This window comes from Bythopirellula goksoeyrii, assembly GCF_008065115.1.
GTDB lineage: Bacteria > Planctomycetota > Planctomycetia > Pirellulales > Lacipirellulaceae > Bythopirellula > Bythopirellula goksoeyrii.
This window is the reverse complement of the sequence record NZ_CP042913.1, coordinates 1,339,362-1,365,056: the sequence shown is the minus strand read 5'-3', so window position 1 is coordinate 1,365,056 and position 25,695 is coordinate 1,339,362. Positions and strand designations below refer to the sequence as shown.

The window sequence follows — 25,695 nt, the reverse complement described above, 5'->3', positions numbered from 1 at the left end:
TGATTCTAGCCGACATGCTCTGGACTAGCAACGGGTGCCACAGGACCGATTTCAGCGAACCGTTGATCAACTATCCTTCATGGCCGCCACGAGGTCCATCATCGCCTGCTTGGCATCGCCGAAGAGCATTAAGCAGTTGTCGGCTGCAAAGAGAGGATTGGGAATGCCAGCAAAACCGGGACTCAAACTTCGTTTGACGACCACTACCGTGCGTGCATCACTTACATTGAGAATCGGCATTCCAGCGATCGGGCTTGAAGGATCCGTATTTGCCACCGGATTCACGACGTCGTTCGCCCCGATCACAATCGCTACGTCGCATTGAGAGAACGTGGGGTTGATCTCGTCCATTTCCTTGAGTTGGTCGTAGGGGACGTCGGCTTCGGCCAATAGCACATTCATGTGACCAGGCATACGACCGGCAACTGGGTGGATAGCATATTCGACCGTAACCCCCTCGGCTTCGAGCAATGTGGCCAACTCACGAACAATGTGTTGCGCCTGGGCGACGGCCAAGCCGTAGCCCGGTACTACCACTACACGTTGGACACCGTCGAGCAGCATGGCCACCTCTTCAGGAGAGGTGCTCTTGATCTTGCCGGCGTAGACTTCGTCATCGCTGGGTCCATCGGCGCTGGGTTCAAACTTGGCAAACAGCACATTGAGCAGCGATCGGTTCATCGCCTTGCACATGATGTTGGTAAGAATAATTCCCGAGGCACCCACAAGTGCCCCCGCCACGATCAGCACGTTATTGTTAATCACAAAGCCAGCTGCCGAGGCAGCCAAACCTGAATAGCTATTCAACAGTGCAATCACCACAGGCATATCGGCTCCGCCGATGGGTGTCACGAGAAACACACCCAAAATCAAGGCAATGATTGTAAGCAGGATGTATTCAACACCAGAGCCGTCCATCATGTTGAGACACAACAGCAAACTGACAGCTACCAACACTGCGTTGATAATCTGTTGACCGGGAAAACTGAAAGGCTTTCTGAATTGGGGCAACTCTTGCAGCTTACCTGCGGCGACAAGTGAACCGGTGAAAGTTACCGAGCCAATCAACCCGGCAAGTCCCGCTGCGAGACCGGCCACAGCTACGTTTCCCGTAGAGGGCGCTTCGCGCAGCACTTCTGCGCCGGCCACAAGGACCGAGGCGATGCCACCAAAACCGTTGAACAAGGCCACCAACTGTGGCATCTGAGTCATCTGCACCGTATTGGCAAACCAAGTGCCCGCTGCCGTCCCCACGGCGATGCCAGCGATAGCAACGGGCCAACTCACATGGCCTCCTACTAGGGTGACTAAGACAGCAATCAGCATGCCAGTAGCACCAAGCAGATTGCCTCGCACAGCAGTGCGAGGGTGGGTCAAGCCTTTGATGCCCAGGATGAACAACACCGAGGCGACCAAGTAGCCGAAGTTGGAGAACTGGGGCCACGAGACTACCTGGGCCACCTTCTCCGCAGCCTCGACGACTGGCTTCTCAAGCCCTTCGAGAGATTGCTGAGCAATCACGATCGGTTTCAGTACGATGTTAAACACTACGGTGCGCCCTTAACTTGGGAATGGATTATTTCTTCTTCTTGAACATCGAGAGCATGCGATGGGTAACTAGAAAGCCACCGATGACGTTGGTCGTGGCAAATACGATGGCTAGAAATCCGAGTATACCGCCTAAGACCCCTTCTCCGGCTAAGAGGGCACCGACAAGCGTGATGCCACTAATCGCATTCGATCCACTCATGAGTGGCGTGTGTAGTGTCGGGGGCACCTTGGTGATAACTTCGACGCCAACAAAGACGGCGAGAACAAAGATAGTGAGTCCAGTGATGATATCCATGGGAAGTTGTCAGTAGTTAGAGAACAGTGGTTGGTTGCAAGTAACTGGCGAGCCGTAAGCGTTTGCGACCGGAGAATCTTTACTACCCACTCGCTATGATTCGCCTGCTAAATGATCGACAGGAGGTTCGGCTGGGGGTAACACAAGCGGCTCTTGTCCGAGCATCTCGCGGAGGCGACTGTTCTGGACCTGGCCATCTTTGGCAACGAGTGTGTCGCGGATAATCTCATCTTTGAGGTCAATCTCCAGTTCTCCCTCTTTCGTCATGAGCAGAAGGAAAGTAACCATGTTCTTGGCATACATCTGGCTGGCATGTTGGGGAACACCTGCCGGGAGATTCGTGGGGCCCAGAATGGTCACGCCATGCTCCACAACCGTTTGGTCTGCTTGCGAAAGACAGCAGTTGCCACCTCTTTCCGCTGCCAGGTCCACGATCACCGATCCTGGTCGCATCCGCTGGACTGCGTTCTCGGTAATCAGCAGGGGGGAGGGTCGACCGGGAATCGCAGCCGTGCTGATGCACACATCGCAATCAGCGATCACATCGGCGAGTTGCTCCTGTTGGCGACGGACCTGATCTTCGCTGAGTTCTTTGGCATAGCCCCCTTTGTCTTCAGAGCCAGCCGTATCAAGATTCAGCTCGACAAACTTCGCACCCAAACTCTCGATTTGTTCCTTCACCACGGGCCGCACGTCGTAGGCTTGCACAATGGCACCCAAGCGACGGGCCGAGGCGATTGCTTGCAGTCCCGCCACACCGGCACCAATGACCAGCACCTTAGATGCAACCAATGTACCTGCAGCAGTCATGAGCATGGGGAACATTTTTGGCAAGTGGTCGGCTGCCTGGATCACCGCTTTGTATCCCGCGATGGTAGCCATCGACGAGAGCACATCCATACTCTGCGCCCGCGTAATGCGGGGGATCAACTCCATGGCAAATAGAACGGCACCGCGCTCGGCAAGTTCTTGAATCGCTTGGGGATTGCCAAGCGGATCGCAAGTGCCGATGAGCACCTGCCCCCGACGAATTAAATCCAAGTCAGCTCGACCAGCCTCAGGATTCGCCCCCAAGCAGCGAACCTGCAAAACCACATCAGTCTGGGCAAAGGCTGCCTGACGGTCGGCTACGATCTCTGCACCCTTTGCTTGGTAGGCGGAGTCGGTGAAACCAGCAGCTACGCCTGCCCCCGCTTCCACGAGTACCTGCCATCCCGCCTTTGTGAGTGGAGGAAGCAGGTCAGGAACTAGCGCTACACGATTTTCACCAGGACAGGTTTCTCGGAGAACAGCAACTTTCATGGCGACTCAAGGTGCGGGCTTCTAGGTGAAATGGTTTCTTTACCAGCCACAGTGGTCTTGCGATTTACACTGCGGTTTGGCCGATTGTGGCATAAATCCCCGGAACTCAATAGTAGCATACTGTGTAGCTTTCCCATTTTAGCCAACGGGAAAACGTCTACCAATCTGGTTGGAGTGGTTCTACCCGGCTAATTTGCCTCGGTTGGAAACGCATCGCTGGCGAAAGTTCCAGCGAGGGGAACTGAGAAATGAGCCACCACGATAGGTTCTGAAAGCTCTGAGAGGGCGGGAATACTGGAGGAAGGATCATTCACGATGCTGCCGACGACGCCAATTTGGCCGCCAAGGTGCGGTGCCTGCCCGCCCACGAGAACGGGGACGACCGCTCCCGTTTCTCCCAATTGGACCTCAGCGAGCGCTCCGATCGGCGTATTTTCGACATGCTCAACACGTCCCGTAAATACTATTCCTGACGAAGGGCGCGCCTTGAATTTCCACCAAGTTCCCGCTATATGCGATAAGTCCACCAGAACTTCGGAATCGGAAAGGACCGATTCTAGCAACTCCTGCGCCTCTGTAGCATGATCGGCGTCCATATCGGAGAGCCCGGGTTGATTCATGAACGAACACTTGTCGGCCAACCGGCAGAGTGCCATATAGGCATTCCCTTTTCGTCTGTTGTTCGCATCCTCGGCGAGAGTTCCAGTAGTTAACTCGGGCGCGGCTTGAGCGGCGGCAGTCATCAATTGGCTGAAGTCTTCGCTTTCAACCAATTCAAATCGAGGTCCATTGTAAACTGGTGCTTCTGCCGCAGCGGGCTGGACTTCAGGGTCGGCTACTATTGGTGGCAATGCATGGTTATCCCCAGATGGCAAGGGAACCGATTCCTCAAGAGCCAACGCGGTTGCGTTCTGTTCCGAGTGAGGCACCGTTGATTGCATTGAAGCTGGCAACATGAAACTAGGCAGATAGTCGGCCAAGTGGGCTACATCGGCCGCTGGGCCCTTGATCCACAGCAGTGCATAGAGTCCCAATGGTATGCCAATGACTCCTAAACTTGCGCTAAGCAGAGTACGTACAAAGCTGCGGGAATTCTTCTTGCGAGGCTCCGTCGAGTTCGATATGGCGATTTCTACCTCCGGCTCAGAGGGAACAGCATAGTTGGCAATCGTCGAATCCGCCATCGTCTTGACCGTCGGCTCGGCCGAATCGAACTCGAACTCATCGGCTTCCACTTCTGCCCAAGAAGCGGAAGATGGTTCCGGGGCATCGCGCGCTCCACTTTGCTGAGCAGGACTCAGCGGCGCGTCGCGGCTAACAGGCTCAAGATCTTCGTGGGGAAATGAGAAATCCTTGAGGGTGTCACTCAGCTTCGTCTCTGTTTGAAGAGGCTCCACAGATGACGCCTGGTCATCACTTTCGCTCGCAGGATCATCTGCTTCTGCCGACTCTGTATCGGAGATGGCACGCTTGAGCCGGGCTTCCCAATCGGAAAGAGTCGTTGTTAGGTTGGCATCGGGAACCTCGGACGCGGGAGGTTCAATTTCGCCATCTCCGGATCCAGCTGCGTCAATCGTTTCTTCCACCGACTGGTTATCCTGATCCAGACCTAGCTCCATGGTTTTCGCTGCCCATTCGGCAATCTCACTCGAAGGGCTTCGCTCACTGGCTGGAATCAGTTCGGCGGTTGGAATGGAAAACTGTACTACTTCCATCAAGGGAAACTCATCCCCGCATCGCGGACAGCGGGCTTCGTCGCTGAGCGTTGCTTCTTCTGGCAATGCAAGTTGAGTCGTGCAGCCAGGGCAAGTAGCCAGTTTCGCCATGATCAGGATTCCTTAGGGCGCACGGCATTTCGCCGAGCAGATAACAACCGCGATTGTGGTATACCGTTTATTTTACGGCAATGTCGATCACATTGCAGTAGGAATCATACTGAATGTGAAAGCATTGACTCACAGTGCAAGCGGGGAAGATAAGCCGGGGGGATTGTAGCGGTTGGTCGGTTTTGGAGAAGAATCGGATCCGCTCAATACTCCACGTTGACCCATTGCTTTTCGCGGCCACTCTTGAGAACCGCGTCACAGATAGCAATCTCGTTGTGACCATCGATAAACGTGGCGAAGTCGCCACCAGGTCTCGTGCCGGCGATGAAACCGTATACATTGCGGAAGAGGTTCTTCGGTCCATCGGGATAGGCTTCATTGTGCCCACCGGGGTAGTGGGCATATTGGCGTGCTTCAGGATAGAGCAAACTAGGGTCCTTCATGATCGTCTGGTTGGGTCCATCGCGTCGACCAACCCACAACTCGTTTGGCCGTTCTTGATTCCACGACAACGCACTGTTGCTACCATCGATTTCAAAGTAGAGACGATTCTTTCTACCGGCGGCGCACTGATTGACAGTCAACACACCATGCATCCCCGAGTCGAACTCTAGAAGTATCGAAGCATAGTCTTCAGTGTTGACCGGAACATCTTCCATATCCTCGGGCTGCAAAACCTTCCCGGCATAGGTCTCGACCTCTACTTTGGGACGCTTGCGTGAAGGGTGAATCGTGACCAGGTCGGCCATGACCCGCACAATTTTTTGTCCAGTGATGAATTGAATCAGATCACACCAGTGCGAGCCGATGTCAGCTACCGCTCGCGAGTCACCGCTCATCTCAGGAACGAGCCGCCAGTTCCAGTCCGTTTCTTTCAGCAGCCAATCCTGTAAGTACGAACCATGGACTGCGAGAATCCGTCCGACTTCGTCGGAGGCCTGACACATAAGCCGGGCCTGCTGCACCAGGGGCATATAGCGGTAATTGAAATCGATCGCATTCACGACTCCGGCGGCTTCGGCTAGCTTCACCAATTCACGGGACTCGGTGGAATTCATCGCGAGCGGTTTTTCGGAGACGACGTGCTTGCCGGCGGCAAGGATATCGCGATTCACCTCGAAATGGAGATGATTCGGTGTGCAGTTATGAACGACTTGAATCTCGGGATCGGCAAGCAACTCGTGATAGTCACCATAGGCTTTGGGAATTGAGAGTTCTTCCGCCTTCGTTTGAGCGAGATCGGCGTCTCGCTCAGCAACTGCCGCGACTTCCACGTAGCCTAAGCGCCGAAGTGCTTCAACATGTGCGGGGCCAATGAAACCAGTGCCGATGATACCTGCTTTGATTTGATTCATGTTTTCACTTGTGTTGAATTAGTAAAAGACTACTTGTTTCTTACACAGTTCAATCGATCATTTCTACTTTTGCCCAGCTGCTTGACTCGATCGAGGCATCGACCGCTTCCAAAACGGCAACGCATTGGGCTCCATCTCGAAAGTCTGGCACACAAGGCTTGTCCTTGGCAATCGACTGAGTAAGGTTGTATGCCGCGTGGGTGAACCCATGGTCGTAGCCGAGCATGTGCCCGGGTGGCCACCAGTTGCCAGCGTAGGGATGATCACCTTCGGTGGCAATGATTCGGCGGAAGCCTTGCTGAGTACTTGGATCGGCAGTGGAATAGAAATCGAGACAGTTCAACTCTTCAAAACACCACACGAGTGAACCTGCACTGCCATTGATTTCGAAACGATTAAAGTTCTTTCGACCTGGAGCCAAGCGAGTTGCCTCGAACGAACCCAAAGCGCCATTGGTGAATTTTGCCAGGAACAACGATGCATCGTCGACCGTTACCTTTTCGGTCCCCTCGCCGGCTTGTGCCGTTAGCCCCGAGGAGGTCCCTTCTGCCGGACGCTCCTTGATAAAGGTCTTCTTCGTGCCGACTACTTCACCAATTTCGCCTACCAGGAAGCGTGCAAGATCTATAGAGTGAGCCCCTAAATCGCCGTGGGCTCCCGATCCGGCGGCCTCTTGGCGGAGACGCCAGTTCATGGGGAACTCAGGATCCACAAGCCAATCTTGTAAATAGGTGCACCGAATGTGGCGAACCTCGCCAATAGACCCACTGTCGATCATCTGTTTGGCAAGCGAAACTGCTGGGCAAAGCCGATAGTTGAAATTAACCATGTGCTTCACGCCCGCCTCACGGACAGCAGCCAGCATCTTCTTTCCCTCGGCCACAGTGAATGTCAAAGGTTTTTCGCAAAAGACATGCTTGCCTGCTTGTGCAGCAGCGATACTGATTTCTGCGTGAGTGCTACCTGGTGTCGAGATATCAACTACATCGACATCGTCGCGTTTCACGACTTCTTCCCAATCTGCTGACGAGTCTTCCCAACCCCAGCGGTCAGCAAACTCAGCCACCGCCTTCGCATCTCGGCCGCAGACCACCTTCATCACAGGATCGAGATCGAGATCAAAAAAACGGCCGACCGTGCGCCAGGCCTGGCTATGGGCTTTGCCCATGAATTTATAGCCGATAAGGGCCACGTTGAGAGGCTTTTGGGACATGAGAAATACCAGTTAGATCCTTAAGGAGAGACGAACAGAAATTGTGCCAGCCATTTTAGCAAATCAACTCACAGCGACTAGGCTCGAATGACGCGTCTCGAGCGCAGAATAAGAAATCGCATTTAGACAACCCAGGTATATGCTTAGGCCCTACAGGAATATCAACTACTGAGGCATAAGCCCATACCGAGTCATAAATAACCCAGATGTATGAGGCCCTTCTTTGCTTGTAAAGATTCGCTGCTGAGCAAGATGCGAAATCTCCGGGCCGATGTACCAAGGCTCTTCGGAAATGTTATCGTCGAGCAATTGGCGATCGTGAATTTCCCACCTCGGCCCTTCGGGTTTCCCGCTGGGATTGCGTGTGACGGTGAGCACATAGTGGCAGACATCAACGGTTGCCACTCGGCTGGGAAATTCCTCTTGCATTGGGCAGCGCAACAGAGGAGGGCGGGGAAACACGGCGTTCGGATCGTAATTGTCCTTCATTAGATCTGCCAAGGGGCGCTGTTCCATCCACTTCAAAGTGTCTACCGGCCAACGATGGGGATCGGGAAACATTCTTTTGGCGTCAATGTAACGAGACAATGCAACATGTAGTTGATAGATATTATTCTGGCAAACCTTATCTTGAGCGCTATTACGAGCGTTCTGCAACGCCGGCAGCAAGAGACTCATCATGATGCCAATTATGAACAACACAACTAACAACTCGATCAATGATGCCCCGATGCGCATAAGTTGAGAGCCATGTTTTAGAGAAGCGATTCCCATCTCCCGATTATCCGAGTGAAACAACAGGAAATCAAGCAACTGAATGCGAAAGCAGGCCAGTGGGCTGTACAACTGTTGCCACAAGAAGGCCCTTTAGAGATCACTACTCAACAAACACTTTGATATATCCAAGGTTTGGCGAGCACCCAAAGTAGACTCGGGGTACGATCTTGTCGGAAGTGTCGCCCATGCTGCGTTGTGATTGAGCTGAGAGCCGTCGTGAAAACTATCACCAGGTTCAGGTGCTAGCTATTAATTGACTCTAAGTTTACTCACTCACCACGGGTTTGGCGACCTCGATGGATTGGCCCTCTTGTGGATCTTCTGCACTTGCCTGAGGCTCTCCGAGCAACTTGCGAAGTTCGCGTTCCAGATTGGCCCCACGTGCGAGCATACTAACCACATTCCCTTGTTGGTCAACCAGAATCGCACGGGGAATGCCGGTGATTCCGTAGTAGACTGCCAAAGGCTGCTCCCAGCCACGCTCAGATTCATCTTCGCTGAAGATGGTGACCCAAGGGATGTTGTTCTGTTGGATGTAACTTTCGGCTTGCTCACGCTTTTCATCGAGGCTAATTCCGACTACGTCGAATCCCTGGTCGTGGTAGGCTTCATAGAGTTTGAGCACATTGGGAACTTCAGCCCGACAGGGGCCGCACCAGGTTGCCCAGAAATCTACGAGTACAACTTTTCCCCGATAGCTGGCCCAGTCGATCTCCGAGCCATCGAGTAAAGTGCCTTCGACTTTGATGGGGTTGCCCGGAAGTCCCATTCGCCGCGCGATTCCTTCTAACATCGTTACGACCTGCTGCATCTCGGGATCGGTGTCGTTCTTGTAGAGTGGGATGGTTGCATCCAACAGTTTCTTGGCTTGAGCCGCCCCACCGGAGTCGCCTAGGTAATCGACGACCGACATCACCATCTGTAGCTTATTGCCATCAGGCGTTCCCCGGCTGACGAATTGAATGAGAGTGTCAACGACTCCGTTTCGCTGTGCTTCATCGAGTTGGCCCCACCTGCTTAGACCCTGTTCGATATTGAACTTCATCCCGATCTCATTGACCTCTGAACGTTGGTCGGCAAGTGCGGCTTGAATGGCTTGGCCGAACTGTTCAGCGGCATCTGGTTCACCTAGATCGCGCAGATATTGCAAAGCTTGCAACTTGTAGAAGCTGGCTTCCATCGCCTGATCGTTGGCGATCTCCATAGACAGAATCTTATTCGCGGCATTCAGCACGGTGCGAAAGATTGTCTTCTGATGAACTATCACTTCTTCATCGCTCTTGCCTTCGGGCTCCATTTCCCCCAGTCCGTCCATGAATTCGAACAGAGCTTCGGCAGTTTGAGCCTCAGCCGGCAAAGGGATCGATTCGGCGTTCTCATCGCCAACGACTGCGACAGTCGAATCTTGGGCAGATACAAATGGTGAGATCGATGCAACCATCGCTACAGCGCAAAAATGCAACAGGGATTTGGAGAACGTACGCAAAGAAAGCTTGACTGGGGAACTCATGAAATTCATCGCTGGGGTGGGGTGGGAGATTGCCTCGACTCTAACCTATCACTTCTAGGGAGTCTGGGTAATTATCCCAGCGAGTAGCCAGGGTGCAAGGCTCGAAAATGGCCAGCGGCTTAAGATAGGCTGTAAATACAGCAAAAATCAATTCACATGGTGAAAATCGGCGATGATCTTCCACGCCTCTGCCGGGGTATCTGCGTAGTAGCAGAGCTCCAGGTCGTCATCCGCTACCACCCCCTGGTTGGCCAAGTATTGAAAATCGATCACGTTCTCCCAATACTCTTTCCCGTAAAGAATGATCGGGATCTCCTGCATGCGGCCAGTCTGCCGCAGGGTGAGGGTATTGAAGAGTTCATCAAGAGTTCCAAACCCACCTGGAAAAACCACCAGTGCTGCTGCACGCAGGACGAAGTGAAACTTTCGCAGTGCAAAATAGCTAAACTGAAAACACAATTCCGGTGTAATGTACGGATTGGGTTCTTGCTCGTGAGGCAATTCGATATTGAAACCAATGCTCTTGGCACCAATTTCGAAGGCACCGCGATTGGCGGCTTCCATTACGCCAGGACCACCGCCGGTGGCGATCACGAAGTTGCATTTGCCATCGCTCTGGCATGAGGACGAAACGATGCGACTGAATTCTCTCGCATCTTCGTAAAAGCGCGTCTTGGAGAAAGCACTCTCCGCACGGATAAACCCACGCTTGGCTTGCTCATCAGAAGGATTCTCGTCGAGCAGCTTTCGTGCTGCGGCGAGTCGTTCTTCCGCAATGTGGCGTTCCACGACCCGAGTTCCGCCAAACACGACGACGGTCGAGTCAATCTTATTCTCACGCAGCAATGTCTCAACTTTGTGCAATTCAAGCTGCATCCGAATCGGTCTTTGTGCAGCGCGTCCCAAGAAATCGACATCGATCTCAGCCATGCGATAACTGGGGGAACGAAGAATTGCTTGGCGGTTTTTTTCAACTTCGGGAGGGAGATCCATTGTTCTGTTTCTTGAGTGTTCTTGGTCGGGCCCGAGGACGGGCCGGCTCGCTGGGCTCGCTCTGCAACTTTAGCTTATCGGTATAATTGGTACGCGAATGCAGCAACCTACTCGAAAGGGGGATCTTACGGGTTAGTCGAGTTCTTGCGACTCCCCCAGGGCGGGGATATGAACGTTCCAGCCGCGCGAGGTGCGTAATTCCTCCGCCAGCGACTCGCTGCTCTCTATCTCGCCATGAGTGAGAAAGACTCGTTTTGGGTCCGGCAATGGAGCGAGCCACCGCAACAAGCCGCTCCGGTCGGCATGGCCGCTCAGCCCGGGGATTTTTTCGATAGCTGCCCGCACAGGAATTTCCTGGCCGTGCATCCGCAGGGTTTCGGCGCCATCCTCAAGGTAGCGGCCGCGCGTCCCTTCGGCCATATACCCCGACAGCACAACCGTAGTCTTCTTATCGGGAAGCCGCTGTTTGAGGTGATGCACGATCCGACCGCCGGTCATCATGCCGCTGCTGGCGATTACGATGCCGGGGCCCGAGAGTCGATTGAGGGCTTTGGACTCCTCCGCCTTGCGACAGAGCACAACACCTGGCCCCGCTAAGAGCGGATGGTCGCGATCGAGTTCACCTTCGCTCAGGTCATGGTCCTCATTGAACTCGCGATAGACGCCGGTGGCGTTACAGGACATAGGACTATCCAGATAGATCTTCAAGTCAGGAATGCGGCCCTCCTTCTTCAAGAGCTGTAACAGGTAAATCAATTGTTGCGAGCGACCGATGGCGAACGCCGCGACCAGCATCAAGCCGCCTCGCTTGGCGGAGCGGTTCACCACGTCGGCCAGGCTCTGCATCAAGTCGACTTCCGGATGATCGCGGTTTCCATAGGTGCTCTCGCAGATCATGTAGTCGCAAGCGGGGGGAGGCGTGGGGTCGTGATAGAGTGGCCCATCGTAGCGTCCCACATCGCCCGAGAAAACGATTCGCAGAGGATCCTTGCGATCACGAACTTCGACTTCGATCAAGTTCGACCCTAGCAGATGCCCCGCGTCGTGGAACCGCATGTGGATCGGCTCGGCGGGCGAAAACCAATGCTCCCGTGTTTGAGTGCGGAAGAGTTTGAGTGTTTCCTTGACGTCGCTCCCCTCGTAGAGCGGAAATGCGGGGATGTGCTTCGAGAAACCCTTCTTGTTGGCATAGTCGGCATCTTGTTCCTGAATTTTTGCCGAATCCAACATAATGATCTCTGCCAGCTGAGCGGTTGCTGGTGTGCAGTACACCTTCCCGCGGAAACCCTGTTTGACGATTCGAGGAAGATAGCCGACATGATCGAGATGGGCGTGTGTCAACACGACAGAATCAATCTGTCGGACATTGAAATCCGGATCGGTCCAATTCAATTCTCGCAACTTCTTGAGGCCCTGGAACAAGCCGCAGTCGACCAGCACCCGGGCATCCCCTGCCTCAAGCAGGTATTTGGAACCGGTGACCGTCTGGGCAGCACCGTGAAATGTAAGTCTAACCATCTAGGAGCGTCCTCTCGTGGAAAATAGGCAGAACAAGTCTCTCAAGGATAGCGGTTCGAACTATGAATCTAAACAGGAGTTTTGTTGTGGAAAAGGACTTGGCTACGACTTCCCCAGCCCAGTGAATGTTTTTCACAGAAGGAAATAGAGGAGGTTGAAGATTGCCACGAAAAGCACAAAAAGACACGAAAAGAAATCTATGTGCGTGGTAATCCAAGCTTTTCTTGTGCATTTTTGTGTTCTTTGTGGCCATAGATTCTTAGATAATGAACAAATCAGTACTTCCTACTCCCTGCTTTCTCCAGTTAAAGAATCTGGTTGCCCATTAATCACTAGAGGATCCCGTGCAGCGGCCCTCCGGAAGCGGCCAGGGAATCTATTCGGCTTGTGATCTCAGGAGGTTCCTCCAGCACGGGGGCATGGTGTGGTTTGATGCGGGCGTCGAATACTAGCGGGCCGCGGCAGCCCCAATGTTTGTCTGCTACAAAATCCTCAACGCCATACAGGTCGGTGGCCGGATTGGTTCGTGTGAACGTGACCCATAGGAAGTTTCGCAGCGACTCGGCGGCGAACTGGCTGTCGTCGACGATTACGATCCAGCGAACTCGATCGAGACTCGCTCGCGATAGTTCGGCGCAGAACTGCTCCATAGGTGCGGCAACTGCCTGGCGCGATTCCCGATGGGCGGCGCGTGAGACGTCGTAGTCGAACGACGGAGCAGGGCAGGGGGGGCCGGTTATTGCCAACACTCCAGGCATGACTAGCCGCGGATCGCGGAATCCGTCGGAAAGGCTCAAGTCGCTCGGCAACTGAGTCGCTAGCTCAAAACGCGGCGGTCCGGCGGCAGCCATTACCACCTTCGAGCCCGCATTGAGCTCCGAGCCACTGTAGTCGAGGGTGTCGACCGTAGTCTGAGTGTGAAAATGCAAATCTCGCGACCAGTCGGCCCGCTGCAACAGGTGTCGCAGGAAGCTCTCAATATTGTGAATGTCGAGTTGCGGGTCGTCCTGCTCGGCCACGATTAAGAGAAACTTGGCCAACGACAATTGCCCCTGTCCCAAAATCGCGCTCGCCTGGGTGAGAATCTCTTGCGGGCGACCCGCTTTGAGAAATGGCATGTAACGCTCGCTCCCGATGGCCAGCAGCAACGGATGCACCCCCGCGGCATCGACGGCATGAACTCCGCGCACTCCTGGCAAGACCTCTGGGATGAGCGGACCGGTGATTTCGTGAATCAGTTCCCCCAGGAAAGAATCTTCCTGGGGCGGGCGGCCCACGACGGTAAATGGCCAAATAGCCCCGTTACGATGGTACACTTCTTTGACGCGCATCACTGGAAACGGATGGGCGAGGCTGTAGTAGCCTAAGTGATCGCCGAACGGACCTTCTGGTTCAAGTCGATCTGGAATTATTTCTCCCACGATACAGAAATCGGTATCCGCGTGGATCGGCAATTCGCCTGGTCGACAAATCATCCGTACCCGCCTCCCCCCCAAGGCTCCGGCGAAACCGAGTTCACTCATCCCCTCGGGCAGTGGCATCACGGCCGCCACGGTCATCGCCGGCGGGCCACCGACGAATACATTCACGCGGAAGGGTTTTCCTGCTGCAAGTGCCGCCGCATGGTGCACGCCAATCGAACGATGAATCTGGTAATGCAGGCCGATCTCTGTATCTCGCTGATAATGCGTCCCCGAGAGTTGCACGCGATACATGCCCAGGTTGCTGTGTTTGAGCCCGGGGGAATTCGCATGTTCCGTGTAAACCTGAGGCAAGGTGATGAACGCGCCCCCATCGTGGGGCCAACTCCGCAGCTGCGGCAACTGGCTAATCGTGGTGCTTCCGGCAAGGATTGGGCCCGTAGAAACCTTCTTGGGCAGCATCGATAGTCCGACGCCGGGCACACCCCGAAATTGCCAGGGGTGGCGGAGTAACTCCAATGGATCGCTGCGCAACTGTACCAATTGCTTGATCGCATCGAGCCCATCGCGGAACATCAGCCACGTGCGCTCGCGGGTGCCAAACAGATTCGCCACCATGGGAAAGCGGCAATCGACGACCTTGGTGAACAACAGCGCCGGCCCTCCTGCAGCCACGACCCGCCGCTGAATGGCCGCTGCTTCGAGATCGGCACGGATCGGCGCTTCAATGCGCACCAATTGCCCCTGCTGCTCAAGATGTTCGACGCATTGCTGGAGGCTGTGGTATCCCATAGGTACTTTGAGTTCATTTCAAATTGGCAAAATCTAGCTTTGTCGAACAGGAGGAAACGGAGACAACAGAGAATTCGACTTTGGTTATAAGCCCTCGATGAGCTCACTGCCATGCGAAACCCTTTGAGCCACATAACTCAGTCAAGAATGGCGGTTAGGCGTGAACAAGGTCTTCCAGCCAGCCCCGTAAACTTTCAAGAATTGAATGAGGGTGTCCAGGAACTCGTTTATTGTCATTTCGAGGTACTCCGAGAAATCTGGCTAGATCTCGCCAGAGTGAGTCACCCTTGGAGACCCTCGGAGTTCCTCGGGATGACCATTCGTTTTGCCCTTGAAATTCCCGAACACCTTCAATTGAGTATACACAAGAAGCCCAGCGCGACCGGTGGCCGCAACCGAATATCGATTAAACGCAGAGATCGCCGAGGCGCAGAGGAGGATTTATAAGCATTCTCTGCGTATCTCCGCGACTCCGCGTCCTCCGCGTTTTGATAATTTTTGTAAGCTACGAAAACCTGAACTGTTAGAAGCACAAAAAGTCACGAAAAAGTCAGATCGTTTCGGAATTGCGAAGTTCCTAGTTTTTTGTGGCTTCTTGTGCTTTTCGTGGCTGTTATTTCCCCGTCAGGCTCGGCACCCTCAACCCTTATCTCTCAACTCGCCCCTACTGTATGGACCAGTAGATGAATCCACTTTTTGGATCCTGTTCGCCGCGTAGCATGAGCGGCCAGTAGCGATCGAAGGCGGTGGGCGCGGGTTGAAGGCCTTCGAAGGGTTTGCTCACCGCTTGCCTGGATGCGGACGGAGAATAGCCCGTCGCTGGCAAGCCGGTCCCTCGGGGGCTACTTGGGTAGTAGGCCGGCTGGGAAGTCGCTGTGGTGCTTGGTTGAAAACGCGGGTGCCGACTGTTCGACGCAGGCGACGCACCTCCCAAGCGATAGAACGCTAAGGCAGCGTTGGTGCTCATGCCTGGCGAGGTTGCACGCCAGCGGGCAAGCGGATCGTTGCCACCGGCAGGGGATTGGCCATACAGTTGCTGCGACAACAAGCAGGCAGCTACGGTGCCGGCCAATAGAATACCAATCAGACCACTGGGAAGTTTTCTCATGGCAATCACGGGGGGCTGGGATTCGGGGGCTGGGGGCAAGGGAAGACCTCGCCCAGATCCTAGTGCTTTGACAATGCTGGATTTGACAAAGCACTCGACTGCAAAGGTGCAACCGCAGTGCCAGTCAGCCAGCAAAGCGGACATGCGAAATCGAGCAGAGCCCGGCCAGGTACGCAAAGTGTTTTATCGACTCGACTTAGGACGCGTGTTGAGCTCTTCGGCGAGAAATCCCCTTGGTCTGCAGCTTCGGTGAGCAGCCCGAGCAGGTGTTGCGCTACGGATAATGACTGTTGTCAGTTCCACAACCGCCGGAGCCCCTCCTTTCTGTAGAACCGAAAACAAATTACAAAACTCTGCCGACAAACTCTATTTTTCTCGATGTTTTTCGCGTTTTTCACCCTGGTTTTGTAGACAAAACTCGCCTCCCTCGGCGACGATAAGGAGAGATCCCACGACGCTTAGGCTGACTGTCTACCCATTTTACTGCCGATGCTTCCAGCAACCACTCGGAGGGTCTTATCCGTGTTTATCCGTGCTATCCGTGGTCACCAACCGGTAGATCGACTCGCTCAGTTCATGGTGGATCAGATCTGTCTGCATAGAGAAGTTCGCCTCTTGATTTACCACGGATGACACGGATGGGCACGGATAGGATAGTGCGGATCGAGACTCTTGCGGAGCGATTCCATGGCGCTTGCGCTGACAATCTACCCATGCTACTGACAATTCAAGTATTCGCAGCTTACGAACATTATCTAAACGCAGAGGACGCGGAGTCGCGGAGATACGCAGAGAACCCCCATAAATCCTCCTCTGCGCCTCGGCGATCTCTGCGTTTAATTGACATTCGGATGCAGCCACCAGCCGCGTTGGGTTATCCGTGGTCACCAAACTGGAAGGATATTTTCCGGCCAACACTAAGCCTATCCCAATACCTATTAAACAAGACACAAGCGATGAGGCGATGTTTCAGTTTTAGAATCGGATTCTACACCTCCAGTCGCAACCCGTCTCGCATGGTTCGCCCGACGGATCTCTAGCCTGCGCCCGCACTGGGTCGATCGGAAGTCAGTTCGATTGTCAAAGAGCTGCGGAGCACCAACATTATCGCGAATCGGAGGGACCGATTCCACAAGTATTTTTGTGCCAGTTGGAAAAGTCGAGTGTCTAGGGCTGAGAGTCGAGAGCCAGAAGAGTGGCGCTCCGCTTTGTTGAGCTCCACTCAGCGGCGCATCGTGGCTAACCAGGGTGCGAAACATGCCTACTCTGGGAGATGAGTACTGCTAGCCGATCTCCGGCAATCCTTCGCTCGACAATTCCCGTCGGAGTTGCACGCGGTCCGCCGCGTTTATATTCAACACTGCTACCGTCACGCGACCGACGGAGAAACTCCCAAGATACTATGCTCTGAGAGTAAGAAGTGTTCCGCCCACCGATCAATTCTCGGGTTAAAGAGCGGTGTCAGTTCGTTCGTGACCGGGTCAATTGACGCCAGGTTCGGCCCCTTGTACCGATTGCAATGACCACACGCCAAACACAAGTTGTCGAGATCGCCGGTCCCTTGGTGTTGCCGAGGACGGACGTGCTCGATATGGAATCGTGCCCATGCCTGGCCCGCTTGGATGAGTCGGCAATACTCGCAAACGTTGCCCGCTCGCTGGCGGACCAGATTGCGAATGGTTTCATCCATGCTACGAAGCGCCACGCTGGAGCACCTGCCGTGCCTTCGATTGCATAATGCTTATGAAATCGATCGCTCGGATGTAGGTGTCGTACTCGTGACGCTCCTCATCGGTAAGCTGACCTTCAGTGCACTTGTTGGCAAGCTCGTCAAGGCGGCGTTGTACATCGTCATCAGCGCGCATCTCAACCAGGCGAGTAGCCGTTTCTGGCGTCATTACTTCGCCAAAGGGTTCAAAAATTTTATCAAGGAGTGATGCGGTTGCCATATTATGAGTATACCACCATCCATGCGGGTATCCAAGCAGGGCCAGGGGAAGGGGGATGACCAGCGCCTAGCAACCAGCACCTCTCTCTCAACTCGCAACTCTTCCCATCCCCTGACCAAAATGGCCTCGTAGGCCGCGACCGCCCCAACTCCTCCGCAGCTACGCTGCTAAGGAGTTGGGGGCGGACCTACCGGCAGGGTTAACCCTAAAAACAAATGTGCGCATCTTAACGGACACTGCCCACTACCCCCCGCTTGCTGAGCCAGGAACCGGCAAAGAAGATTCTTCTCCGGCAGAGAGGATCTACTGGGCGCACAAAAAAACCCCTGTACCCGCGGGGGGCACAGGGGTTTGAGTAACAAACTAGCTAGTTCAGCTTAGCCGTTGCGACGACGCAGGACCAAACCGATCATGCTCAAGCCAGCGAGCGCCATGGTGCTTGGCTCGGGGATGCAATCATGGGGGGTCAATGGTGAAACACCTTCCGCACGAAATACTTCATCACCCGTATTGTTAAGGGTAATGAGATACTCTATCCCTCCACAATCTGGCAGGGAAACATTAGCAAGAAAGAGTGAAGCTGATGTGTCAATGAAGGCCCCCAGAGGTCCCATCCTAGCAGTAAGGATACTGCCGGTGGATTCCGCACCAACAGGGCTCCAACCCAAACCACCTTGGAAAGGTGGCGTAACAAGAGTGGAGTTAATATAGGTTCTGTCTTCGCCGCCAACACCAGAATCAAAAGTGAACTGAGCAGGATTTCGGAGTTCCGTTGAACCTATCGCAGTCACTTCAATAAAAATATTGTTGAATTGCTCAGGTGCACCAGCATCAAGTGTTAGGGAATATGCGATTCCTGTTGATGTCTTAGTTGAATCGACTGAAATTGAAGCAGCGCAACAAGATCCCGCAACCGACAGCATAAGAACAGCTCTGAGAACGATGAATCTTATCGCTGAAGGTAGTGTCCGTCAAGATGCGCACATTTGTTTTTAGGGTTAGCCCTGCCGGTAGGTCCGCCCCCAACTCCGTAGCAGCGTAGCTGCGGAGGAGTTGGGGGCGGTCGCGGCCTACGAGGCCGTTTCGCTCTCTTGCTGTAATCGCTCCATATCGAGGTACTTGCGCGTGCCCCATTTGGTACCAGCGACGTGTCGCAGTCTTGCGGATACCAGCATCAATGCGCTGTTGCCGTCCGGGAAGGCACCCACGACGCGCGTCCGCCGGCGGACTTCGCGCATCAATCGCTCCAAAGCGTTGTTCGTGCGAATCCGCGTCCAATGCTCGCGAGGATAGGACATGTACCGCAACGTCTCGCCCACGCCCTCCTCGACCACCTTGGCTGCCTTGGTGAGCTTCATCGCTCGCAGCTTCTCCACAACGTCGCCCGCCTTCTTCTTGGCCGCCTCGCGGTCTTCCTGCGCGTGAATTGCCTTGAGCATCGCCATCACCTCCTTCATTCGATGACGAGGAACTTCCGAGCCAACGTTGCGATACCAGTGGACCACACACCGTTGCCAGTCTGCCTCCGGATAAAACTCGCCCAAGGCTTCTACCAACCCTAAACACTTGTCGCTGGTCACCAGGCGAACTCCCTTCAGGCCACGCTCCTTGAGATGCCGGAGGAACTTCCGCCAACTCTCGGTATCTTCCTTCGTCCCTTCGCAAACACCCAGAACCTGCCGATAGCCGTCCTGGTCGACGCCCACGGCAACCAATACCGCCACGTTCTTCACCTCGCCGCCCCACGACCGTTTCAGCCAAATACCATCCAGGGCCACGTAGGCAAAATCGCCCTCGATCGGCTGGTTTCGCCAGGCTTCGATCCGCTCGTAGAGCTGCTGATTCAGCTCGCTCACCGTGCTCGGAGAAACTCGTGTTCCCCACAACGCCTCGGTGATGTCCTCCACCCGGCGAACGCTCACCCCGGCGAGGTACATCTCCATTAGCGCCTCTTCGACCGACGACTCCCGTCGTCGGTACCGCTCAATAATCTGCGTCTCAAATGGCAAACTGCGGAGTCTAGGAACCTTGAGCGTCACTTGGCCTGCCTTTGTCTGCAGTCCGCGATCGTATGACCCGGCCCGCGTATCCACGCGGTCGGGGCTCCGCTCGTAACGCTTCGCTCCACAGAGTTGATCAGCTTCGGCCTCCAACAGTCCATTGAGCGTCTCCTCGACGCTCTTGCGAACCACCTCGTCGACGTGCCCTCGAATCTGAGCCTCGTCGATCTGAACCATGCTTCCGTTTTCAGTACTTCCTGTTAAACTCGCCATCGTGGCAGTCTCCTTCGCTTGGGGGAATGAATCGTAACAATCCAATTCCTACCAAGCAGGGGCTGCCCAAACAATCTGCGCAATAATTAGGACGTTATCTCGCTGAATACCTAAAGAGCATGGTAAATCATCAGGTTCACACCCGATGCCTCAAGGTTGATAATATTGATTACCAATTCTGAGTTATCGTCTCGATTGTATCGAATACCAAAGCACCAAGCACAAAAAAAACCCCTGCATCTAAGGTGATGCAGGGGTTTGGTTACGTAACTAATAGTCTTCTCGACTTAGCCGTTGCGACGACGCAGGACCAAACCAATCATGCTCAGGCCAGCGAGAACCATGGTGCTTGGCTCGGGGATACCAATCGGACCAGTAAGTTCAGCTATATTCTGGCCAGTGTTCTGAAGAACAACTCTGTAAGTACCCATTCCAGAAGCTGGCATAACAACGTTACCAAGCCAGATACCGGCAGAGGCATCGATAAACGAACCTAGCTTACCGGCATCAAACGACTGCCCATTTTCCGTATTGACAGCGGGGGCTGGGAGAGTGAGGCCATCGCCAATTGGGGCTGGAAACGCCAAAATCGGGCTGACGAATGTATTGGGCTTGGCTGAAGTATCCCCAAAAGCGCCAGGTATAACTTCTACAAAGACCCCTGGTGCGTTTGGAGTAGCACTATAGCCAAAACCATTGAACTCCTCAGAAACATCGGCCAATAAGGTGAGAGTATAAACCTTGTTAGCACCAGCATCAGCAGTGTCAATTTGAATGCTCGCTGCTGAAGCGACTTGTGCAAAAGCCAGTAAAACAACGGCTGACAAAATAATTTTCTTCATATTCATATCTCCAAAAATATTGTTATGTGTGTGTAACATCAGGTACTAAAAAACATCTAACGATTAAAACTCACAGCTTTTAGTTCACTAGGACGTCCTCAATATTTTCAAATGTACCATCTAACAGCTACGCACTTCAATTAAGCTCTAGCGACGACGCACGCCGACCAGGCTAGCCAAGGAAAACATGACCAACGCAATCGAGCTTGGCTCAGGGACCGCACCGATTGCAGGTGATGCCGCCGAAGTATTGTAGTTAGCAGGGCTGCCAAGAATCGTGAAGTCGGAAAGGCCAACCTGTCCATCTGAGTTAAAGTCGCCCTGGTCCCATCCGCCAGGCTGGTTGTAGTTAGCTGGGCTACCAAGGATGGTGAAATCGGAAAGGTTGACCGTACCATCACGGTTGGCATCACCAGGACGCAAACCATCGGTCGCAACGCTATCGCCACGAACGCCGTCACCACCACCAAGAACGATGGTCTCAGGACCAGCAGCGGCCACGGTACGACCGGCATCTGCCCACACGGCGGCGTCAGTCACACCACCTGTGCCAGCGCCAGGATAAGTTGCGAAAGAAGGTCGGGTTGCGCCAAAGCTGCCAGTGGCAATCAAGGACATGTTGTCGTAGGCATTGGCCGCACCTGAGAAAAGTACGTCCTTGGCGACATTACTGAGACCAGAACCAACTCCAACGGCGACAGTTGTGCCAGCAGGATCTTGACCGTAGACGAATTCGGTAATCGTACCGGAAGTCTTGGTCTCAATAGGGATAGCACCGATGTTTGCAGCCAAGGTGGGAGCGCTGATGCCATCGAGCACGGCGACGATTGCGGAGATACCATTTGCATCGTCCGTTTTGGCTTTCAGCTGCCAAGTACCACCGGCTGATTCATTGTTTGGATCCGTGTAACGCAGATTCAAAATAAGGTTGACGTTGGCGGCCGTAGCTTGGCCGACGGACATTGCTACAACGGCTGTAGCACACAGAGACAGTAGTAGGCTTCGCTTCATGTTCATTTCTCCAGTTTTCCCCATCTCAAAAATAGGTTGTAAAAAAACTTGTTGTTGAATTCCTTGTTTGCTGGGGTTTACGTCCATTGTAACGACAACGACGCAAATTGCACGCGAAAACTTGTCATAAAAAGTTTTAGATTCTGCCCCACGCGTGACATGACCCTGGCGCGTATTGTTTTGGACCAGAGTCGGTAGTGCCTTAAGCCAAATTAGTTATTCAGCAGCGAGCCACGCGCGACTTTTTACCCAACGATACGGTTGCTACCTCACAATGCTGTAAAATCAAGCGATGTAACGTCAAAGGTCATTGACAAGACAAGAAACCCTTTCGATGGCCGGACCAATTCCGCCATTCCTCTCTCACTCTACCAAGGATTTACACAGTTGCAACAGTTTTTGCGCCTGGGTAAAGGAGTTTTTTTGGAGAAATATGGCTGCTTGGCCAATGGAATCGGCGAATCTTCTTATGGCTTAACCACTTGCGTCAAGGACTCTCCACCAAATTATTTCAGGAATTCCGGATTTCTCCTGGCTTTCCTAAACCCCGCTTTGGCATTTTAGGCAACTTTCCCCGAGGCTACTGCGATTATTTCCCTCCCTTTACAGGAAGGGCCACCTTGCCGGAAAACCTCAAAGTTGAGCACGCTCCATTCGCAAATCCCAGTAACCAATGGCTAAAACATTCCTTTATTCAACCATCTCTCTACGTCCGGACTTCTTTCAAGCCTCATTCACAGCGCCACTGGTGGACAGCCCACCAAGGTTGTCTCTCGCAGAGGCGCAAAGACGCAGAGAGGCGAACTGGTTTTCCCTGCGGCTCTGCATCTTTGCGAGAACTATTTTTTTGTTGCGGCTGCGCGCCGCGCCGGGCCTCTCGACGCCGTGGCAATCGTAGCTACGAGAACACGAAAAGGTCCGGAATAACCGTAGATTCATTGCTTGATACCGTCTATGTTATCCAGGTTCCTGTTCCGCTGGCAGCTTGTGTCTATTCACGAACCTTGCAACGGGCAGGAGTGCCCGTTCTACGGCGAGGTTCTTTGACAGGATTCCAATACCGATGCGCCGCGTTGGCTTGCAAGAACCGCGGAGCGGTGGGGATTGCGTCCCCACGCGGAGCGTAGGGACGAGGGGACCAGCACTCACTTACTCACCACTCACTTACTCACCAATCACCCATGCTTAGCGTAACCTTGCCGGATGGCTCAGAGCGTGAATACACCAGTCGCGTGACTCCCTACGATATTGCTGCGGAGATTGGCGCGGGACTTGCCAAGGCGGCGATTGCTGCGGAAGTGGATGGCGCGCAGATCGATCTCCACACAGCGCTGCCGACGGAAGGATCAATCAATCTGCGCTTGCTGACGAAGCGCGATCCCGAGTCGCTCGACATCCTGCGACACTCGTGTGCCCATGTGATGGCTCAAGCTGTGATGCGACTTCACGACGGTGTGCAGCTGGCATTTGGCCCCTGCACAAACAACGGTTTTTACTACGATTTCCAGCTAAAAGAGCCACTCTCGGATGAGGATTTTCCGGCGATTGAAGCAGAAATGAAGCGGATCGTAAAAGAGAATCTCCGCTTCGAGCGCATGGAGGTTCCCCGCGCCGAAGCACTCGCGCTCTGCCAGGAACTGGGCCAGGAGTTTAAGGTCGAACACATCGAGACGGGACTCTCTGGAGAGGAAAGTCTTTCGTTCTATCGCCAGGGGGAATTTCTCGATCTGTGTCGCGGCCGCCACATTCCTAGCACCAGCCACATCGGCAAGGCGTTCAAGCTAACGAGTCTGGCGGGCGCCTACTGGAAGGGGGACGCAGCGCGTCCCCAATTGCAAAGACTCTATGCAACGGCATTTTTCGACAAGCAGGAACTCGAAGATTACCTGCAGCAGTTGGAAGAGGCCAAGCGGCGCGATCACCGTGTGCTGGGCAAGCAGTTGGAGTTGTTTACAATCAGTCCGCTGGTGGGATCGGGGCTGATTCTCTGGCTGCCCAAAGGGGCGATCATTCGCCAGACACTGGAAGATTTTCTCAAGAGCGAACTCCGACAGCGCGGCTACGAAGCGGTCTACACTCCGAACATTGGCAAAGTCGACTTGTATGAGATATCGGGGCATTTCCCCTACTACAGCGATAGCCAATTCGCTCCGATTGAGATGGAGGATGGCGAGCGATATTTGCTCAAGCCGATGAACTGCCCGCATCACATCATGATCTACAAGAGCAAGCCACGGAGCTATCGCGACCTGCCGGTGAGACTGGCCGAGTTTGGCACGGTGTATCGCTATGAACAATCGGGCGAATTGAGTGGCATGACTCGTGTGCGAGGGTTCACTCAAGACGACGCCCATATTTTCTGCACCGATGATCAGGTAGCTGACGAGGTGCGTGGCTGCCTGGAAATGACTCTCAAAGTGCTTAAATCGCTAGGAATGGACAATTACCGGGTGCGGCTCGGGTTCCGCGATCCTGATAGCGACAAATACGTTGGCAAAAGCGAAGTCTGGGATCGGGCCGAGGCGGCGATCCAGCAGGTGGCCGAAGAAATGGACCTCCCGGGCCGTGAACCGGAGCCAGGCGAAGCGGCCTTTTATGGGCCGAAGATCGATTTTGTGGTGACCGACTGCATCGGCCGGGAGTGGCAATTGGGAACCGTGCAACTCGACTACAACCTACCGAGTACGGACCGATTTGGGCTGGAATACATCGGAGCCGACAATCAGCCCCACATGCCGGTGATGATCCATCGGGCACCGCTGGGGTCGATGGAGCGGTTTGTGGGGGTGTTGATCGAGCACTTTGCGGGAGCATTTCCGCTGTGGCTCGCGCCGGAGCAGGCCCGGATCCTGACCGTGAGCGAGAAGAGCGAGGAATATGGCCATGAAATCGAGCAGAAATTCAAGGAGGCTGGCTTCCGCATGACGGGCGACTACCGAGGTCAGAAGTTGGGAGCCAAGATTCGCGAAGCACAGCTGGAACTGATCCCCTACATGCTCGTGGTAGGCGAAAAAGACGCTGAAAACGGCACAGTGACGCTCCGCGACCGGATCGAAGGGGACCTGGGAGCCATGCCCACCGGCGAGGCCTTGTCCAAGCTACGAAAGGAAGTTGCCGAGAAAACGGTGCGTCAGGTAGCCAAAGCTAGCGGAGCCGCCTTGGTAGACCGGTCGAAGAAGAACGAGTATTAGAATAATCTAGTAGGGCAAGTGTTGACGACTCGTCACTGCTTAGCCGATACTTCGCTGTGGCTATTCGTAAGCGGTAGTGAGAAGAAATAGGCCGCGGAAGAACGCTGATTGGTCTGATCATCGCAGATTACGCGAGCAACTTGTCGGCGAAAAACCGCACGATCTGCGTACTATTTCTTCAAGAAACCTCGCAGTATTTTCGCTTTCTAAACCTGATAGGAGTCAATTACAATCGAAAAAACACAGCAACGGATCAATGAACAGATCCGCACGTCGCCATTGCGGGTGATTGGCCCGGATGGAACTCAGCTAGGAGTCATCACTCGAGACGAAGCCTTAGAACAGGCACAAGAGTTGGGGTTTGACCTGGTCGAAGTCGCCCCGCTGGATAAGCCCCCCGTTTGTCGAATCATGGACTATGGGAAGTTTAAGTACCAGCAGAAGAAGCGGACGAGCAAAGGGCATGTTCACCACGGCAAGAACAAAGAAATCCGCCTGCGTCCCAAGATCGGCGATCATGATTTCATGACCAAGGCAAACCACGCGCGGCAGTTCCTCAAGGCCCGCGATAAGGTGATTTGCTCGGTCATCTTCCGGGGCCGCGAAAATGCCCACGTCGAAGAGGGCTTCAAGCTGGTCAAGCGACTGATCACGGAACTCGAAGACGTGTCCAAGGTAGAACAAGCCCCAGGGATGCAAGGTCGGCGGATTGTGTTGATTTTGGCGCCGAAGTAACGGGAATGGTCGAGAGATGAGAGTCGAGGGTCT

The 25,695-nt window shown here is 54.1% G+C and carries 20 protein-coding genes; 2 read left to right on the top strand and 18 right to left on the bottom strand.

Annotation, left to right across the window (positions count from 1 at the left end):
• Window positions 1–66: 66 nt before the first annotated feature.
• The 18 genes from Pr1d_RS05470 to Pr1d_RS05385 form a co-directional block, all read right to left on the bottom strand.
• The gene (locus Pr1d_RS05470) at window positions 67–1,548 is read right to left on the bottom strand and encodes an NAD(P)(+) transhydrogenase (Re/Si-specific) subunit beta (RefSeq protein WP_238476642.1); all 1,482 of its coding nucleotides are present in this window, start codon (window positions 1,546–1,548) and stop codon (window positions 67–69) included.
• 28 nt (window positions 1,549–1,576) lie between these two features.
• Entirely contained in the window at window positions 1,577–1,846 is a 270-nt protein-coding gene (locus tag Pr1d_RS05465; RefSeq protein WP_148072587.1) for an NAD(P) transhydrogenase subunit alpha, read from the bottom strand.
• A 93-nt stretch (window positions 1,847–1,939) separates the two neighbouring features.
• A complete protein-coding gene (locus Pr1d_RS05460; protein ID WP_148072586.1) occupies window positions 1,940–3,148 on the bottom strand; it encodes a Re/Si-specific NAD(P)(+) transhydrogenase subunit alpha in 1,209 nt (402 codons plus the stop codon).
• 188 nt (window positions 3,149–3,336) lie between these two features.
• The gene (locus Pr1d_RS05455; protein ID WP_148072585.1) at window positions 3,337–4,974 is read right to left on the bottom strand and encodes a hypothetical protein; all 1,638 of its coding nucleotides are present in this window, start codon (window positions 4,972–4,974) and stop codon (window positions 3,337–3,339) included.
• 203 nt (window positions 4,975–5,177) lie between these two features.
• Window positions 5,178–6,329: a Gfo/Idh/MocA family protein gene (locus Pr1d_RS05450; RefSeq protein WP_148072584.1), complete on the bottom strand. Its 1,152-nt coding sequence runs from the start codon at window positions 6,327–6,329 to the stop codon at window positions 5,178–5,180.
• 49 nt (window positions 6,330–6,378) lie between these two features.
• Window positions 6,379–7,542, bottom strand: a complete 1,164-nt coding sequence (locus tag Pr1d_RS05445; protein WP_148072583.1) for a Gfo/Idh/MocA family protein — start codon at window positions 7,540–7,542, stop codon at window positions 6,379–6,381.
• 165 nt (window positions 7,543–7,707) lie between these two features.
• Window positions 7,708–8,316: a type II secretion system protein gene (locus Pr1d_RS05440; RefSeq protein ID WP_148072582.1), complete on the bottom strand. Its 609-nt coding sequence runs from the start codon at window positions 8,314–8,316 to the stop codon at window positions 7,708–7,710.
• A 268-nt stretch (window positions 8,317–8,584) separates the two neighbouring features.
• Window positions 8,585–9,829 carry a TlpA family protein disulfide reductase gene (locus tag Pr1d_RS05435; protein WP_168205065.1) on the bottom strand — a complete coding sequence of 415 codons (1,245 nt, stop codon included), beginning with the start codon at window positions 9,827–9,829 and terminating at the stop codon, window positions 8,585–8,587.
• Window positions 9,830–9,976: 147 nt separating this feature from the next.
• Entirely contained in the window at window positions 9,977–10,822 is an 846-nt protein-coding gene (locus tag Pr1d_RS05430; protein WP_148072580.1) for an LOG family protein, read from the bottom strand.
• Between the two features lie 132 nt (window positions 10,823–10,954).
• Window positions 10,955–12,340, bottom strand: coding sequence for an MBL fold metallo-hydrolase RNA specificity domain-containing protein (locus tag Pr1d_RS05425; RefSeq protein ID WP_148072579.1), 1,386 nt, complete (start codon window positions 12,338–12,340; stop codon window positions 10,955–10,957).
• A 332-nt stretch (window positions 12,341–12,672) separates the two neighbouring features.
• Window positions 12,673–14,553 carry a UbiD family decarboxylase gene (locus Pr1d_RS05420; protein WP_148072578.1) on the bottom strand — a complete coding sequence of 627 codons (1,881 nt, stop codon included), beginning with the start codon at window positions 14,551–14,553 and terminating at the stop codon, window positions 12,673–12,675.
• Window positions 14,554–15,217: 664 nt separating this feature from the next.
• Entirely contained in the window at window positions 15,218–15,700 is a 483-nt protein-coding gene (locus Pr1d_RS05415) for a hypothetical protein (protein ID WP_168205064.1), read from the bottom strand.
• A gap of 1,330 nt (window positions 15,701–17,030) precedes the next feature.
• Entirely contained in the window at window positions 17,031–17,351 is a 321-nt protein-coding gene (locus Pr1d_RS05410; RefSeq protein ID WP_168205063.1) for an HNH endonuclease, read from the bottom strand.
• A gap of 1 nt (window position 17,352) precedes the next feature.
• A complete protein-coding gene (locus tag Pr1d_RS05405) occupies window positions 17,353–17,610 on the bottom strand; it encodes a hypothetical protein (RefSeq protein ID WP_148072575.1) in 258 nt (85 codons plus the stop codon).
• 377 nt (window positions 17,611–17,987) lie between these two features.
• Window positions 17,988–18,533 carry a PEP-CTERM sorting domain-containing protein gene (locus tag Pr1d_RS05400; protein WP_148072574.1) on the bottom strand — a complete coding sequence of 182 codons (546 nt, stop codon included), beginning with the start codon at window positions 18,531–18,533 and terminating at the stop codon, window positions 17,988–17,990.
• Window positions 18,534–18,680: 147 nt separating this feature from the next.
• Window positions 18,681–19,883: an IS256 family transposase gene (locus Pr1d_RS05395; RefSeq protein WP_168205062.1), complete on the bottom strand. Its 1,203-nt coding sequence runs from the start codon at window positions 19,881–19,883 to the stop codon at window positions 18,681–18,683.
• Window positions 19,884–20,170: 287 nt separating this feature from the next.
• Window positions 20,171–20,725, bottom strand: a complete 555-nt coding sequence (locus Pr1d_RS05390) for a PEP-CTERM sorting domain-containing protein (protein ID WP_168205061.1) — start codon at window positions 20,723–20,725, stop codon at window positions 20,171–20,173.
• 147 nt (window positions 20,726–20,872) lie between these two features.
• A complete protein-coding gene (locus Pr1d_RS05385; RefSeq protein WP_168205060.1) occupies window positions 20,873–21,736 on the bottom strand; it encodes a PEP-CTERM sorting domain-containing protein in 864 nt (287 codons plus the stop codon).
• 1,181 nt (window positions 21,737–22,917) lie between these two features.
• Between Pr1d_RS05385 and thrS the strand changes: the two genes are divergently transcribed.
• Window positions 22,918–24,927, top strand: coding sequence for a threonine--tRNA ligase (thrS, locus tag Pr1d_RS05380; RefSeq protein WP_148072571.1), 2,010 nt, complete (start codon window positions 22,918–22,920; stop codon window positions 24,925–24,927).
• Window positions 24,928–25,152: 225 nt separating this feature from the next.
• Window positions 25,153–25,662 carry a translation initiation factor IF-3 gene (infC, locus tag Pr1d_RS05375; protein WP_148072570.1) on the top strand — a complete coding sequence of 170 codons (510 nt, stop codon included), beginning with the start codon at window positions 25,153–25,155 and terminating at the stop codon, window positions 25,660–25,662.
• Window positions 25,663–25,695: the final 33 nt, after the last annotated feature.

Coding starts and splice junctions, on each gene's coding strand:
- Pr1d_RS05405 (WP_148072575.1), bottom strand. CDS start 17,610: ATGGCAACCGCATCACTCCTTGATAAAATTTTTGAACCCTTTGGCGAA.
- Pr1d_RS05400 (WP_148072574.1), bottom strand. CDS start 18,533: ATGCTGTCGGTTGCGGGATCTTGTTGCGCTGCTTCAATTTCAGTCGAT.
- Pr1d_RS05430 (WP_148072580.1), bottom strand. CDS start 10,822: ATGGATCTCCCTCCCGAAGTTGAAAAAAACCGCCAAGCAATTCTTCGT.
- Pr1d_RS05445 (WP_148072583.1), bottom strand. CDS start 7,542: ATGTCCCAAAAGCCTCTCAACGTGGCCCTTATCGGCTATAAATTCATG.
- Pr1d_RS05420 (WP_148072578.1), bottom strand. CDS start 14,553: ATGGGATACCACAGCCTCCAGCAATGCGTCGAACATCTTGAGCAGCAG.
- Pr1d_RS05425 (WP_148072579.1), bottom strand. CDS start 12,340: ATGGTTAGACTTACATTTCACGGTGCTGCCCAGACGGTCACCGGTTCC.
- thrS (WP_148072571.1), top strand. CDS start 22,918: ATGCTTAGCGTAACCTTGCCGGATGGCTCAGAGCGTGAATACACCAGT.
- Pr1d_RS05390 (WP_168205061.1), bottom strand. CDS start 20,725: ATGAAGAAAATTATTTTGTCAGCCGTTGTTTTACTGGCTTTTGCACAA.
- Pr1d_RS05465 (WP_148072587.1), bottom strand. CDS start 1,846: ATGGATATCATCACTGGACTCACTATCTTTGTTCTCGCCGTCTTTGTT.
- Pr1d_RS05395 (WP_168205062.1), bottom strand. CDS start 19,883: ATGGCGAGTTTAACAGGAAGTACTGAAAACGGAAGCATGGTTCAGATC.
- Pr1d_RS05450 (WP_148072584.1), bottom strand. CDS start 6,329: ATGAATCAAATCAAAGCAGGTATCATCGGCACTGGTTTCATTGGCCCC.
- Pr1d_RS05385 (WP_168205060.1), bottom strand. CDS start 21,736: ATGAAGCGAAGCCTACTACTGTCTCTGTGTGCTACAGCCGTTGTAGCA.
- Pr1d_RS05455 (WP_148072585.1), bottom strand. CDS start 4,974: ATGGCGAAACTGGCTACTTGCCCTGGCTGCACGACTCAACTTGCATTG.
- Pr1d_RS05460 (WP_148072586.1), bottom strand. CDS start 3,148: ATGAAAGTTGCTGTTCTCCGAGAAACCTGTCCTGGTGAAAATCGTGTA.
- Pr1d_RS05435 (WP_168205065.1), bottom strand. CDS start 9,829: ATGAGTTCCCCAGTCAAGCTTTCTTTGCGTACGTTCTCCAAATCCCTG.
- Pr1d_RS05410 (WP_168205063.1), bottom strand. CDS start 17,351: ATGGATGAAACCATTCGCAATCTGGTCCGCCAGCGAGCGGGCAACGTT.
- Pr1d_RS05440 (WP_148072582.1), bottom strand. CDS start 8,316: ATGGGAATCGCTTCTCTAAAACATGGCTCTCAACTTATGCGCATCGGG.